The following is a 14,475-nucleotide window of genomic DNA, read 5'->3' as shown; positions in this document are numbered from 1 at the left end:
CTGTTTTGGCGACTCAATTAGAATACCAAGTTTGAAACAAGAAGTCAACAACTTTTTTGAAATTGTTTTTTTGTTTGTTTCAAGCGCTTGTCGTTGTTAAGGACATGTAATAATATATCATGCGTTTTATTATTGTGCAACACTTATTTTAAAATTGTTTTTAAAATCATGAATAAGCCTCTTGAACCTTACGATTCCGGCTCAAGAGGCTACGTATTTCCTATTAATCCATCAACTGAATGATGCTATGTTGCCGTTCTTCCATTAAATCAATGACTATCATCCGTCCTTGTTCTTCATATGAAATAACAGGTCGATCAAAAATTGTATTCTTTCGAACGATCGTTGCAATCTTTCCATTACTCATCAGGACACGATCACCGACTTCGATTGGTAAAAGTAACTGTCCGAGCAATAGGACATACTTCGAGCAATATTGCATCGGTCGTGCTTTTAAATGACGGTATGCATCAAACGGTGTATATGCTTCTCGATATGGACGCCAACTTGTCATCGCAGCAAAGACATCTGCCACAATAAAAAGTCGACTATGATCCGTAATCTTATCTCCCTTTACCTTTAAAGGATAACCCGTTCCATCTAGTCGTTCATGATGTTGAACAATCAAGCGATTGACCGTATCTGAAATGATCGTCTCCTTTTGCAATGCTTGATATGCCATTGCGGGGTGCCGGTGGAAGATTTCTTGTTGCATTGCTTCATAGCGTTTCGTATGACGCCATTCCATGATTCGCGCGAGACCGTAGTCAGCAAAATAAGAAGCTGTCCATAACTCATGGATTAATTTCCGATCTTTTCCGACTGCTTCAGCAAGCATTTGCGCAATTGCCCCTCGATAGATGGCATGTCGAACTGTATAAGCTTCCGTTCCTCGCTCGAGGAAGAATGGTAAGACATCTTGTCTCGTAATCCGTTCTGGAACGGACTGTTTGACCCAGCTCAATGCTTCATACACATTCGGCTTTATTCCCTGTTCCCATGACATGAAGACTTTATTGTAAGAACGAATGAATGCTTCAAACGGATTTTCTGTATGAGCCGCTACGGTTTCAGCTTGCACCTCCTCGCTTTCGATTAGATCCGGTCGATCTTCGATGACGACTTCTTTAATCAAAAATCGTTGAATCCGTCGCAACTCATCCGTCCCTATCTTTTTACCTGCTTCTACGATTGGATGATCTGTATGTAAATAGATGGGTTCCGTTAAACGATCCCCGATGCGTAATTGATTACTTGCCACTCGCATATCGTTTCGTCTCCTTTTTTATTTTATTTTCTTTCTATCTATATATGTAGATAAAAGCAGCAGAGTAGTATCACTCTGCTGCTTCCTTGCTGACGTCTTGCTTACTCTTCCGCTTCTTCTGGAGCATCCGATTCGACTACATTCTCTTCAGACACGATGTCAGTGTCTTCTTCCATTTCATCAGTCTCTTCTCGTTTCAGTTTCGCAACCGTCGCAACACGGTCACCTTCTTCGATTCGAATGACCTTCACCCCTTGGGTATTCCGGCCGACACGTGAAATGTATTGCGAGTCTGTCCGAATGACGATACCGCTCTCTGTCATGATCATGATGTCATCATCGACATCAACGATTCGCATGGCAACGATTTGACCGACGCGTTCTGTCACCTTACTCGCGATCAATCCTTTACCACCACGAGACTGGCTACGGAACTCGGTCATCGGTGTCCGTTTACCGAATCCTTTTTCCGTAATGACAAGAACATCTTGGGCATCACGTGCAAGTTCCATCCCGACGACGAAATCGTCTGGACGTAACGTCATCGCTTTGACACCACGAGCGCCACGTCCCATCGAGCGGACATTCGTGATTGGGAAACGAATCGCTTTCCCACTTGTTGAAACAGCAAAGACTTCATCGTCCGTCGATGCGAGACGAACCGATGTCAACTCGTCGTCTTCAAACAATCGAATCGCGATCAAACCGTTTTTGTTGATCCGTGCGTACGCAGACAACGGTGAACGTTTGACGCGTCCTTTACGTGTCATGAAGATCAATGATTTTTGCTCATCTTGAACGACTTCTTCCGTTTCGAGCGTTTCTTCCGTCTCTTCAATCTCTCCTTCGATCACCTCGACAGGTGCTTCAGCTGCTTGTTGCTCCTCGAGATAACGTTTGAAGTTGACTGGAATCATCGTCTCGACCTTTTCGTCGCGTTCGATTTGGATGAGGTTGATAATCGGTACACCTTTTGATGTCCGGCTCATCTCTGGTACTTCGTATCCACGAATCCGGTAGACTTTTCCGCGGTTCGTAAAGAATAGAATCGTATCGTGCGTCGAACAAGACAAGAGACGCGTGACGTAATCCTCGTCGTTCGTTCCGATTCCTTGAACCCCACGTCCGCCGCGGCGTTGTGTCCGGTACGAATCCGTCGTCATCCGTTTGATGTAGCCACTGCTTGTCAACGTGATGATGATATCCTGTTCCGGAATCAAATCTTCATCTTCGAATTCGATGTGGTCCATGCGGATTTCCGTCCGACGTTCGTCGTTGAAACGTTCTTTCAACTCCTCGAGCTCTGTCCGGATTAAATCAAGCAAGACTTCCTCACTCGCAAGGATGCGGTTCAGTTCCGCGATCAATTGCATGATTTCGTCATACTCTGCTTCGATCTTCTCCCGTTCAAGACCTGTCAGGCGTTGCAAGCGCATATCGAGAATCGCTTGTGATTGTTTCTCGGATAACGCAAAACGCTCCATCAACTGTTCACGTGCTGCGTCCGCTGTCCGGTTCCCGCGGATGATTTGAATGACTTCATCCAAATGATCGAGTGCAATCCGTAGACCGGCGAGCAAGTGTTCACGTGCTTCTGCTTTTTCAAGATCGAACTGTGTCCGACGACGCACGATTTCTTTTTGATGCTCGAGGTAATGATAAAGCATTTCCTTGAGCGTCAATGTTTTCGGACGTCCGCCGACGATCGCAAGCATGTTGACACCAAACGTCGTTTGCATCGACGTCTGTTTATACAAGTTATTTAAGATGACGCTCGCATTGGCGTCACGACGAACTTCCATGACGATGCGCATACCGCGGCGATCTGACTCATCCCGTAAATCGGTGATGCCTTCAATCTTTTTCTCGCGAACGAGATCGGCAATCTTTTCAACGAGGCGGGCTTTATTGACTTGATAAGGCAGCTCCGTCACGATGATCCGTTCCCGGTCTTTCTTCGTCTGTTCGATTTCTGCTTTCGCACGGACGATGATTGAGCCACGTCCTGTTTCATAAGCGCGACGAATCCCGCTCCGACCAAGAATTTCACCAGCTGTCGGGAAATCAGGTCCCGGAATGTGCTGCATCAGTTCTTGGATCGTGATTTCTGGGTCGTGCGACAAGGCTAAGACACCATCGATGACTTCGCCAAGCTGATGTGGTGGAATGTTCGTTGCCATTCCGACCGCGATCCCGCTCGAACCGTTGACGAGTAAGTTCGGGAAGCGTGACGGTAAGACTTCCGGTTCGCGTTCCGAACCATCGTAGTTATCTTTGAAATCGACTGTGTTTTTGTTGATATCGCGAACGATCTCCATCGCGATTTTTGACATACGAGCTTCCGTATATCGCATCGCAGCCGCCGAGTCCCCATCGACAGACCCGAAGTTTCCGTGTCCATCGACGAGTTCGTAACGGTAGCTGAAGTCTTGTGCCATGCGGACCATCGTGTCATAGACGGCAGAATCCCCGTGCGGGTGATACTTACCGATGACTTCCCCGACGATACGGGCAGACTTTTTATGTGGTTTATCGGCACGAATACCGAGGTCGTTCATCGCATAGAGAATCCGGCGGTGTCCGGGTTTTAAGCCGTCCCGTACGTCCGGAAGAGCACGTGCGACGATGACGCTCATCGCGTAGTCCATGAAGGACGTACGCATCTCTTGACTGATATTAATATCCTTGATGATTCCGTGATTTTGTTCGGACATGCTTCTGGCCACCCTCTCTGTTCAGCGTTAAATATCCAGGTTCTTGACGTAATGTGCGTGTGATTGAATGAAGTCGCGTCGTGGTTCGACTTGATCTCCCATCAAGATATCAAAGACTTCATCCGCTTCGATCGCATCTTGAAGCTCGACACGTAACATTTGACGACCACTTGGATCCATCGTCGTTTCCCAAAGTTGCTCTGGATCCATCTCCCCAAGACCTTTGTAGCGCTGAATGTCGTACCGTGCGTTTTCAGGAAGCGCTGCAAGCGCCTCTGTCAATTCACGTTCGTTATGCACGTACGTGATGTTCTTCCCTTGTTTGATCCCGTATAGCGGTGGCTGAGCGATATAGACATACCCATGCTCGACAAGCGGACGCATGTAACGGTAGAAGAACGTCAACAAGAGTGTCCGGATGTGGGCACCATCGACATCGGCATCGGTCATGATGATGACTTTGTGATAGCGTGCTTTTTCGATATTGAACTCAGAACCGATACTTGTTCCGAGTGCCGTGATGATCGTCCGAATCTCATTGCTTCCGAGAATCTTATCAAGACGTGCTTTCTCAACGTTCAAGATTTTACCGCGAATCGGTAAGATTGCTTGGAAATGACGATCGCGTCCGGATTTCGCAGAACCACCCGCCGAGTCACCCTCGACGATGTACAATTCGGAAATCGACGCATCACGTGACGAACAGTCGGCCAGTTTACCTGGAAGCGAGCTCACTTCGAGAACACCTTTACGGCGTGTCAGTTCACGGGCGCGTTTCGCTGCCATGCGGGCACGCGACGCCATCATCCCTTTTTCGACGATTGCGCGTGCGTTCGTCGGATTTTCGAGCATGAACTGCTCAAACGCACCAGAGAAGAGTGAATCCGTAACCGTACGCGCGTCGGAGTTCCCGAGTTTCGTTTTCGTCTGACCTTCGAACTGTGGGTTCGGGTGTTTGACGGAAACGATCGCGGTCATTCCTTCACGTACGTCCTCACCGGATAACGTACCGTCCGCATCCTTCATCAAACCGAACTTTTTCGCATAGTCATTGATGACGCGTGTCAGAGCTGTCTTAAAGCCCGTCTCATGCGTACCACCCTCATGCGTCGGGATGTTGTTCGTGAACGAGTAGATGTTTGACGCAAATCCGTCGTTGTACTGAAGCGCGACTTCGACTTCGATGCCATCTTTTGTTCCGTGTACATAGACAGGTTCCGCATGAACGACTTCTTTTGAACGGTTCAAGTGCTCGACGTAGGACTTGATTCCACCTTCATAGTGGAAGCTACGTGTCATCGGCTCATCCGCACGATCATCCGTGATGATGATCTTCAGGCCTTTGTTCAAGAAAGCAAGCTCGCGAAGGCGTGTTGCTAGCAAATCATAGTCATACTCGAGCGTCTCTTGGAAAATCTCACCGTCTGGGAAGAAACGAATCGTCGTTCCTGTCTCTTCTGATGTTCCGATTACTTCGAGATCTTGCGCTGGTACACCGCGATGGTACGCTTGATAATACAGCTTCTCGTTCCGTTTGACGAACACTTCAAGTTTCGTCGACAGAGCGTTAACGACCGAAGCCCCAACACCGTGTAATCCGCCCGATACTTTATATCCGCCGCCGCCGAACTTACCACCGGCATGGAGGACTGTCAAAATGACTTCAACGGCAGGACGACCCATCTTCTCTTGAATGTCGACTGGAATACCACGTCCGTTATCCTCGACTAAGATCGAGTTTCCTGGTTCAATCGTGACCTTGATCGTGTCACAGTATCCTGCGAGCGCCTCATCGATCGAGTTATCGACGATCTCCCATACGAGGTGATGGAGACCCTTTGATGCCGTCGAGCCGATATACATCCCTGGACGTTTACGTACTGCTTCTAATCCTTCAAGTACTTGAATCTGATCGGCACCGTACCCTTGTTCCAATTCCATATCTTCATGATTACTCATCGGTTTTCTCACCTACTGTTTCTTTATATGATGTCTCTTCCAAATCGACTGTCCCTTGTTTCACGTGGAACAACTTCGCTTGGTTGATCGTTTCATGCGCAATCCCGTCGACGCTTGTCGTCGTCAGGATCGTCTGGACCTTTTGTTGCATCGTATCGAGCAAATGTGTTTGACGATGATCATCAAGCTCGGATAAGACATCGTCGAGCAGAAGAAGTGGATATTCCCCTACTTCCTCATGAATCAATTCGATCTCCGCAAGCTTTAACGAGAGAGCTGCTGTCCGTTGTTGTCCTTGTGAACCATACGTTTGGACGTTTCGTCCATTGACTTCCATCTCGAAGTCATCGCGATGTGGTCCAAACAACGTAACTCCTCTTCGGATTTCATTTTCTTTTATTTTACCAAACTTCCGCGTGTAGGACGCAGTCATTCCTTCGACATCGAGTAATTCGTCGCCGAATGTGTCCGAACGATAGATGAGCGCGAGTTCTTCCTGTCCACGACTGATTCCGTCATGAATCGGTCGTGCCCATTTTTCGAGCTGGGCCATGAAATGATGGCGGCGCTGAACGATTTTAACGGCTAGCGTAATCATTTGCTCCGTCAAGATATCAAGGAAGGTCTCGTCTCCTCCCTTCATGGACAGTTGTTTCAGCAATGCGTTTCGCTGCTTCAACACTTTCAGGTACTGGCTCAATTCATGCAGATAGACCGGACTGACTTGACCGATCTCCATATCGAGAAATCGCCGACGGACTTGTGGACTGCCTTTGACGATATGCAAATCTTCCGGGGCGAATAAAACGATGTTCAGTGCCCCGACATAATCACTCAAGCGTCGTTGCTCTAGATGATTCAGCTTTGCTTTTTTCCCGCGACCCGAGATGACGATCTCTTGAACATGGGAGCCGGTCCGCTTGACGACACGTCCTTCGACGCGCGCTGTTTCCTGGTCCCAACCGATCAGTTCCTTGTCATGCGTCGTCCGGTGCGACTTCGCGAGAGCGAGGACATAGATCGCTTCCAATAAGTTCGTCTTCCCTTGTGCATTTTCACCAATCAGGACATTCGTTTTTTCGGAGAATGACAGTTCGAGTGCGTCATAGTTGCGATAATGACTGAGTCGGACTGAATCCAGCCGCACGTTAGTTGCCCTCGTTCTTGATGATGAACTGACCGTAGTCTTCTACATCAATGATGTCTCCATCCCGTAATTTACGACCACGTCGCTGATCGACCTCGCCGTTGACTAGAATCGGTACCTCTGCTAAAAACGGTTTGGCTTGTCCTCCGCTTGAGATGATATCCGATAGCTTCAGGAACTGCCCTAATGTGACGTATTCCGTTGTAATTCTGATTTCTTGCATGGATTGACTCCTCCTACCTACATATTATAAATGACGTACTCTTTATTGTACTAAACATTAGACGATTTAGCAAAATCCCCGAACGTATATACGGTATACGAAAAGACGGGTCCGATGTCGAAACGATCGAACCCGTCTTGTCACGTATTTTCTGTTGATGCTTATGCTGTCCGTACTGGAAGAATCAGTTGCAGGACGTTATCTTGATCGACTGGATGCAAGATGAATGGACGAATCGAACCCGTGAACTGGATTTCGATATCTGTCGCGTCAAGCGCCTTCAAGGCATCCATCATGTACTTCGAGTTGAACGAGATTTTCAGCTCTTCTCCTTCAAGCGACAGGATGCTGACTTGCTCCGAGACTTTCCCGACTTCTGGTGAATGCGAAGAGATCTCGACCGCTGTCGTTCCTTCAGCTGCGAACTTGATGACATTGTTACGGTCCTCACGTGCAAGCAGCGACGCGCGATCGATCGCTTGAAGCAATTCTTTCGCATTCATGCGGACAGCTGTCCGGTACTCTTCTGGAATCAAACGTGATGTATCCGGATAGTTTCCGTCGAGTAGACGCGAGAAGAAGAGGACGTGTTTCATCTTGAACAAGATTTGTTGGTTCGTGATCGTGATATCCACATGACCATCCCCAAGCAACTTCGATAATTCATTTAAGCTCTTCCCTGGAACGATGACGTTCTGGAACGAGATATCTGTATCTGTCTCAAACTGAGCACGACGAAGGGCTAAACGGTGACTATCCGTTGAGACACACGTCAAGATGCCTTTGTCAGCTGAGAAGTTCACACCTGTCAGAACAGGACGTGTTTCTTGAACAGCGACAGCAAAGCTTGTTTGGCGAATCATCGAACGTAAGAGATCAGCCGGTAAACGGAAACGTTGTCCCCCATCGACTTGCGGAAGGCGTGGGAACTCATCTGGATCAAGACCGTTCAAATGGAATTCCGCTGTTCCTGACTGAATCCGTGTCATGAAGTTCGGTGAGACTTCGAGTGTGACTTCGTCTTTTGGCATCTTTTTGACGATATCGCCGAAGAAGCGGGCATTCAAGACGACACTACCAGCACGGTGAACCGTGACATAGGATGTTCCATTCTCTTCTGCATAGATCGTCCGTTCAATCGAGATTTCTGTATCGCTTCCTGTCAGCGTCATACCATCTCCATGAGCTTCGAGTTTGATTCCTGTCAGAATCGGAATCGTCGTGCGGGATGAGACCGCTTTGGCTACATCTTGTACTGCTTGAATTAAAGCTTCGCGTTGAATGGTGATATGCATATCGTCGTTAGACTCCTCTCGAAAATAATGGGCATGCGCCCATCATAACATAATAATATATTTTTTTAATAATAGTCTTAGGGGCTGTGGATAGTGTGGATAAGTCGGTGGATAACTTGGTATAAAGCCAAAAACGGTGTGGATAAGTTGTGGATAACTACCCTACTTTATCCACATGTTTATCCACAGTTTTACGAATGCTTCAATTCATGTTTGATTTGTTCGATGACTTTTCCCGTTTCCCCATCCGATTTGATCAACATGCTGATCTTTTCATGGGCATGGATGACGGTCGTATGGTCGCGTCCCCCGAATTCCTCTCCGATTTTCGGTAAAGAGCTCTCTGTCATCTCACGTGAAAGATACATCGCGATTTGACGTGGGAAGGCAATCGATTTCGTCCGTTTCTTCGCCTTCAGATCATCAAACGGTAAGTTGAAATGTTTACTGACCGACTCCTGGATGTCACGAATCGTGACTTTACGCGGTTCAGCGACCGGCATGATGTTATGCAAGGCTTCTGCAGCGACATTTGGATCGATTGGTCGCCCGACGAGATTCGCATAGGCAATGACACGCGTCAACGCCCCTTCGAGCTCCCGAATGTTCGTATCAATTTGACTTGCGATGTAAAGCATGACTTCGTTTGAGACGTCAAGTTGCTCCGCATTCGCCTTTTTCCGTAAAATCGCAATCCGTGTCTCGAGATCCGGTGGCGTGATGTCGGTGATTAATCCCCATTCGAAACGAGAACGAAGCCGATCTTCAAGCGTTGGAATCTCTTTTGGTGGTCGGTCACTTGAGATGATGATTTGTTTTTGGTCGTTGTGCAAGGCATTGAATGTGTGGAAAAACTCTTCTTGCGTCTGTTCTTTGCCCGCAAGGAACTGGATGTCATCAATTAAGAGGACATCGATGTTACGGTATTTATTTCGAAACTCAACCGTCTTATTATCACGGATGGAGTTAATGAAGTCATTCGTAAAGCGTTCAGAAGAGACATAGGCAATCCGTGTCCCGAGATTTTGATCTTGAACGTACTGTCCGATGGCATGCATCAGATGGGTTTTGCCAAGACCAACGCCACCATAGATGAAAAGCGGATTGTATGCTTTAGCAGGCGCTTCCGCAACAGCAAGTGAAGCGGCATGCGCAAAACGGTTCCCCGATCCGATGACGAATGTATCGAACGTATACTTCTCATTCAATTGTCCGAGTTCACTCATCGTCAGTTCCTCTGTTGGTCTCCGCATGTTCGATGGACGTGATTTCGGAGTCGGTGTTGCCTCAACACGTTCCTCTTCTTGTCGATCGAGCATTTTCTTCGCTTGTCCCTCTTCAATGAACTGAATATCGAGTCGGCTTCCTGTTACTTCCTCAACTGTGTCTTCGAGTAAAGATAAGTACTGGCGCTCGAGCCATGTCACCGTAAACGCAGCTGGTGCTGAAACGAGTAGTGTCGTTCCATTTAACGTGACGCCTTCTGTGGATTTTAACCACATATCATAACTAGCTTTCGGTGTTCGTTCCTCTTCCTCGATCACAGATAAGACATTATGCCAAAGTTCGGCAGCGTTTTTCATAAATACCCCCCTTTTTTTATCAAGATAGAAAATTTTTGTACACAGGCTTATACACAGACAAAGTTAATGAAGAAACTCGACTTATCCCCATAACGTAAAAACTGTGGATAACGTTATCCACAGGCAGTTGAATCTGTGTATAAAGTTATCCACAGGGTGTGTATAACTTGTTTTGTCCTGAACGATCAGGATCATGTTATGCACAATTAGTGTATCAAAAGAAATGAGCCCTGGCAATGGTTGGAATGATTTATCCACAAGTAAATTAAACCGTCCACAGGTAGTTACCCACAAGCTGTGGATAGTGTGGATAAATTGTGGATAAGAGGTGGATAACTTTTCGAAAGAGGAAGCGTTGAAAAAGAGTTATTCACAAAATACAAAAGAAGTGGAAAAAGGAAATCCAAAATCGAGGATTGACGTCGATTTTAAAAAATACTATCGTAGACAAAGTGAAGAGTTATCCACGGAAAGTGTGGATAATGTGGATAAGTCTGTGGATAGGTGGATAAGTCTACAAACATCCCCTCTATGACCCATATGTATTCTATCGCGTAATAGAGTTTGCACAGTCGAATCCTATTGCCTGTTTTCAAACTAGAACTCCCTTAAGCAGGACAAGAAATCTTCTGAACTTTCATTGACAATGCCACAATCAGTTTATATAATGTACAAGACTGCCTTAAAGTAGAAAATAACAATTGGTTATAAAGATCTTTTAAAGGAGGTGCAGACGAATGAAACCAACTTTCAACCCAAACAACCGTAAGCGTAAAAAAGTTCACGGATTCCGTGCGCGTATGGCTACGAAGAGTGGCCGCCGTATCTTGGCTGCTCGCCGTCTTAAGGGCCGCAAAGCCTTGACTGTCTAATGCATTGATGCATCCATCACTTCGGGCATGGTCCGAGGTGATTTTTTTTTATGTTTTTTCGTGTGTTCGTGCTTTTGTCACATGCGCCCTATCGCGTCGCATGTTTATTCTATGATATGATGAGAGACGACGAATTTTCGTAGTGTCAGGATGGAGTGTGAATAAGGTGAAGAAGGAATACCGCGTCAAGAAAGACAAGGAGTTCCAAGCGGTGTTTACTAAAGGAGCCTCTGTCGCAAATCGGCAATTTGTCGTGTATGCCTTGAAAAAGGAGCAACAGACTCACTTTCGGGTTGGTTTATCCGTCAGTAAGAAAATCGGGAATGCCGTCGTCCGGAATCAGGTGAAACGGTATCTTCGGGAAGCATGCCAGCAGCATGAAGCCTCGATTGCCCCGAATTATGATTTGGTGATCATCGCGCGCAATCCGGCCGCGAAGATGACCGCGCAAGAAGTGGCTGACAGTCTCCGTCACGTCCTCAAACGTTCCGGTGTCTGGATGCGATCAAAAAAATGAATCGTAGCAATGCATCCTGTTGATTTGTACGGCGCTCCCTTTCCTTGCCTTACTATAGAAGAAGATGGCGTTCGACAAAGCGTAAACAATTTCTAGGAGGAATTATGAACAAGAGAACTAAGATTTGGTTAACTCTCGGACTCATGTCCGTGCTCGCGATCGTATTATCCGGCTGTACACCTAGCACGTATGGTACAGGTGAACCGATCACAGCAGACACAGAAGGTTTTTGGAAACATTACTTCGTTTGGCCGATGGCGTGGTTGATTCGTGAGATTTCACAGTTCTTTAGCGGTGATTACGGTATCGGAATCATCATTACGACACTTCTCGTTCGTCTTGTCATCCTTCCATTGATGATCAAACAAACGAAGAGTATGGGTGGAATGCAAGTCATCCAGCCTGAAATGATGAAGCTTCGTGAGAAATACAGCTCAAAAGACCAAGAGACGCAACAGAAATTGCAACAGGAAATGATGAAGCTCTACCAAGAGCACAACGTCAATCCACTCGCAGGCTGTTTACCGATCTTGATCCAAATGCCGATCTTGATCGCGTTCTATAACGCCATCATTTATACACCGGCTATTTTCCAACATACGTTCCTCTGGTTCGACCTTGGGAAACCGGATCCATTCTTCATCTTGCCGATCATGTCTGCAGTACTGACGTATCTGCAACAAAAGATCTCGATGGCAGGTCAAGAAGACAATCCACAAATGAAAATCATGCTCTACGTCTTCCCAATCATGATCTTCATCATGGGTGTTACACTCCCATCTGCCCTTTCGCTTTACTGGGTCGTCGGTTACATCTTCTCGATCATCGTCACGATCGTCATCATGAAGCCGATGCGTGAAAAGATTAAGTTGCAGACGGAAGCAACAATGGCTGCTAAACGTGAAAAAGAAGCAGCACAAGCAGCTCCGGCTCCTAAAAAATCGAAAAAGAAACGCTAATACGTGAAGAGCGACGCTTTGTTTTGACAGAGTGTCGCTCTTTTTCTTTTGCGTCATTTCGTGTATAGTTGTTTCGTTATACCCATTGCAACGATTAAGGATTAAATACTCATAAAAAGACAGAAGAAAAACGAGGTGGAAGAACGGATGATGGAATTTGATACGATTGCCGCGATTTCGACGCCGATGGGAGAAGGGGCGATTGCGATCGTGCGCTTATCAGGTCCTGATGCAGTCGCTGTAGCCGACCGTGTTTATAAAGGGAGCAACCGCTTGACGGAAGTACCAACCCATACGATTCATTACGGGAAATTGGTCGACCATGAGGCGGACCGTGTCGTCGATGAAGTGATGGTGAGTGTCATGCGCGCACCAAAGACGTTTACACGTGAAGATGTCATCGAATTGAATTGTCATGGAGGAGTCGTCGCGGTCAATCGTGTCCTCGAACTCATCCTCGCCCAACCGGAAGTCCGGCTGGCGGAACCTGGTGAATTTACGAAACGTGCGTTCTTGAACGGACGCATCGATTTATCACAAGCGGAAGCCGTCATGGATCTGATCCGGGCGAAGACGGACCGAGCGATGCATGTCGCCGTCAGTCAGATTGAAGGACGTCTCTCAAAACTCGTCCAAGACTTACGTCAACAATTGTTACAGACGATTGCTGCGATCGAAGTCAACATCGATTACCCGGAATACGATGCAGAAGAGATGACGCAACAGATCGTCGAACGTGATGCTGGTGCTGTCCGCGCGATTTTGGCAGAGTTATTAACAACGGCACGCCAAGGAAAAATCTTGCGCGAAGGGTTATCCACAGCGATCATCGGTCGTCCGAACGTCGGAAAGTCGTCTTTGCTCAACACATTGGTGCAAGAAGCAAAGGCCATCGTCACGGATATCGCGGGAACGACACGCGATACGATCGAGGAGTACGTCAATGTTCGCGGTGTACCGTTGAAGTTGATTGATACGGCAGGGATTCGCGAGACGGAAGATATCGTCGAACGGATGGGTGTTGAAAAGTCGCGTCAGGCTTTGAAGACGGCCGATTTAATCTTACTCGTCCTAAACGGGAATGATGTTCTGACGGATGAGGACGTCTTGCTGTTTGAAGCAATCAAAGGGATGAACGCGATCATCATCGTCAACAAGAGTGACTTGGCGCAACAGATTGACTTAGCGCGTGTCACGGAGCTTGCTGATGGTCGACCAATCGTCACGACATCCTTGCTCGAAGAAGCAGGCGTCAACGATCTCGAAGCAGCGATTGCGAGTCTGTTCTTTGAACAGGGTGTCGAAAGTCAGGATATGACGTACGTCTCAAATGCGCGTCACATCCAGCTCATCAAACGAGCGAGTCAAATGATTGAAGATGCTCTCGGTGCAGCAGAAGCATCGATGCCGATCGACATGGTACAGATCGATTTACGACGAGCGTGGGATACGCTTGGCGAAATCAATGGTGATACAGCACAGGATAGTTTATTGGATCAGTTGTTTTCGCAGTTCTGTCTCGGGAAATAATTCGAGACGACTGCGTGTGGAATAAGAAGGAGGAACCAGTACTATGGCTTATCAAGCAGGTGAATTCGACGTCATCGTCGTCGGAGCCGGACATGCCGGCATCGAAGCCTCTCTTGCTGCGGCACGAATGGGCTCGAAAACGGTCATGTTGACAATGAATCCCGATATGGTCGGATTCATGTATTGCAACCCGTCGATCGGTGGTCCTGCAAAAGGAATCGTCGTCCGGGAAATCGATGCGCTCGGTGGCGAAATGGCACGCGCGATCGATGCAACGTATATTCAAATGAAAATGTTAAACACATCAAAAGGTCCTGCCGTGCGAGCACTACGGGCACAGGCGGATAAATTCGAATACCAAAACCGAATGAAAAAAGCGCTCGAGGATGAACCGAATTTGCTTTTACGT

12 protein-coding genes are annotated in these 14,475 nt (G+C 47.2%); 5 read left to right on the top strand and 7 right to left on the bottom strand.

All coding sequences use genetic code 11. The annotated features are described in order from the left end of the window. Positions 1–223 precede the first annotated feature (223 nt). From F8N00_RS09220 to dnaA, 7 genes are all read right to left on the bottom strand, one after another. The gene (locus F8N00_RS09220) at positions 224–1,267 is read right to left on the bottom strand and encodes an HD-GYP domain-containing protein (protein ID WP_075643171.1); all 1,044 of its coding nucleotides are present in this window, start codon (positions 1,265–1,267) and stop codon (positions 224–226) included. Positions 1,268–1,368: 101 nt separating this feature from the next. Beyond that, complete coding sequence (gyrA, locus tag F8N00_RS09215; protein WP_075643172.1) at positions 1,369–3,981, bottom strand: DNA gyrase subunit A; 2,613 nt, start codon at positions 3,979–3,981, stop codon at positions 1,369–1,371. Positions 3,982–4,008: 27 nt separating this feature from the next. Beyond that, positions 4,009–5,922 carry a DNA topoisomerase (ATP-hydrolyzing) subunit B gene (gyrB, locus tag F8N00_RS09210; RefSeq protein ID WP_200864062.1) on the bottom strand — a complete coding sequence of 638 codons (1,914 nt, stop codon included), beginning with the start codon at positions 5,920–5,922 and terminating at the stop codon, positions 4,009–4,011. A 10-nt stretch (positions 5,923–5,932) separates the two neighbouring features. Continuing rightward, on the bottom strand, positions 5,933–7,087 hold the full coding sequence (gene recF / locus F8N00_RS09205; RefSeq protein WP_023469866.1) for a DNA replication/repair protein RecF: 1,155 nt from the start codon (positions 7,085–7,087) through the stop codon (positions 5,933–5,935). Between the two features lies 1 nt (position 7,088). After that, entirely contained in the window at positions 7,089–7,310 is a 222-nt protein-coding gene (yaaA, locus tag F8N00_RS09200) for a S4 domain-containing protein YaaA (protein WP_023469865.1), read from the bottom strand. A 161-nt stretch (positions 7,311–7,471) separates the two neighbouring features. Continuing rightward, positions 7,472–8,605, bottom strand: coding sequence for a DNA polymerase III subunit beta (dnaN, locus tag F8N00_RS09195; protein ID WP_023469864.1), 1,134 nt, complete (start codon positions 8,603–8,605; stop codon positions 7,472–7,474). Between the two features lie 191 nt (positions 8,606–8,796). Continuing rightward, positions 8,797–10,188: a chromosomal replication initiator protein DnaA gene (dnaA, locus tag F8N00_RS09190; protein WP_023469863.1), complete on the bottom strand. Its 1,392-nt coding sequence runs from the start codon at positions 10,186–10,188 to the stop codon at positions 8,797–8,799. 737 nt (positions 10,189–10,925) lie between these two features. Here dnaA and rpmH point away from each other — a divergent pair. The 5 genes from rpmH to F8N00_RS09165 form a co-directional block, all read left to right on the top strand. Then, positions 10,926–11,060, top strand: a complete 135-nt coding sequence (rpmH, locus tag F8N00_RS09185) for a 50S ribosomal protein L34 (RefSeq protein ID WP_012371910.1) — start codon at positions 10,926–10,928, stop codon at positions 11,058–11,060. A 166-nt stretch (positions 11,061–11,226) separates the two neighbouring features. Further along, a complete protein-coding gene (gene rnpA, locus F8N00_RS09180; protein ID WP_023469862.1) occupies positions 11,227–11,577 on the top strand; it encodes a ribonuclease P protein component in 351 nt (116 codons plus the stop codon). A gap of 104 nt (positions 11,578–11,681) precedes the next feature. Then, positions 11,682–12,536 carry a membrane protein insertase YidC gene (gene yidC, locus F8N00_RS09175; protein WP_035395434.1) on the top strand — a complete coding sequence of 285 codons (855 nt, stop codon included), beginning with the start codon at positions 11,682–11,684 and terminating at the stop codon, positions 12,534–12,536. 147 nt (positions 12,537–12,683) lie between these two features. Then, on the top strand, positions 12,684–14,066 hold the full coding sequence (gene mnmE, locus F8N00_RS09170; RefSeq protein WP_075643173.1) for a tRNA uridine-5-carboxymethylaminomethyl(34) synthesis GTPase MnmE: 1,383 nt from the start codon (positions 12,684–12,686) through the stop codon (positions 14,064–14,066). Positions 14,067–14,109: 43 nt separating this feature from the next. Then, the coding region (locus F8N00_RS09165) for an FAD-dependent oxidoreductase (protein WP_421018087.1) at positions 14,110–14,475 on the top strand (366 nt) is incomplete at its 3' end.

The organism is Exiguobacterium sp. A1_3_1, assembly GCF_048985645.1.
In the GTDB taxonomy this organism is placed as follows: Bacteria; Bacillota; Bacilli; order Exiguobacteriales; family Exiguobacteriaceae; genus Exiguobacterium_A; species Exiguobacterium_A indicum.
This window is presented reverse-complemented; position numbering and strand designations above follow the sequence as displayed.

Bases quoted from the DNA above. Each gene is read 5' to 3' on its own strand.
- F8N00_RS09220 (WP_075643171.1), bottom strand. From the start codon at position 1,267: ATGCGAGTGGCAAGTAATCAATTACGCATCGGGGATCGTTTAACGGAA.
- rpmH (WP_012371910.1), top strand. From the start codon at position 10,926: ATGAAACCAACTTTCAACCCAAACAACCGTAAGCGTAAAAAAGTTCAC.
- yaaA (WP_023469865.1), bottom strand. From the start codon at position 7,310: ATGCAAGAAATCAGAATTACAACGGAATACGTCACATTAGGGCAGTTC.
- mnmE (WP_075643173.1), top strand. From the start codon at position 12,684: ATGATGGAATTTGATACGATTGCCGCGATTTCGACGCCGATGGGAGAA.
- gyrA (WP_075643172.1), bottom strand. From the start codon at position 3,981: ATGTCCGAACAAAATCACGGAATCATCAAGGATATTAATATCAGTCAA.
- yidC (WP_035395434.1), top strand. From the start codon at position 11,682: ATGAACAAGAGAACTAAGATTTGGTTAACTCTCGGACTCATGTCCGTG.
- dnaA (WP_023469863.1), bottom strand. From the start codon at position 10,188: ATGAAAAACGCTGCCGAACTTTGGCATAATGTCTTATCTGTGATCGAG.
- dnaN (WP_023469864.1), bottom strand. From the start codon at position 8,605: ATGCATATCACCATTCAACGCGAAGCTTTAATTCAAGCAGTACAAGAT.
- gyrB (WP_200864062.1), bottom strand. From the start codon at position 5,922: ATGGAATTGGAACAAGGGTACGGTGCCGATCAGATTCAAGTACTTGAA.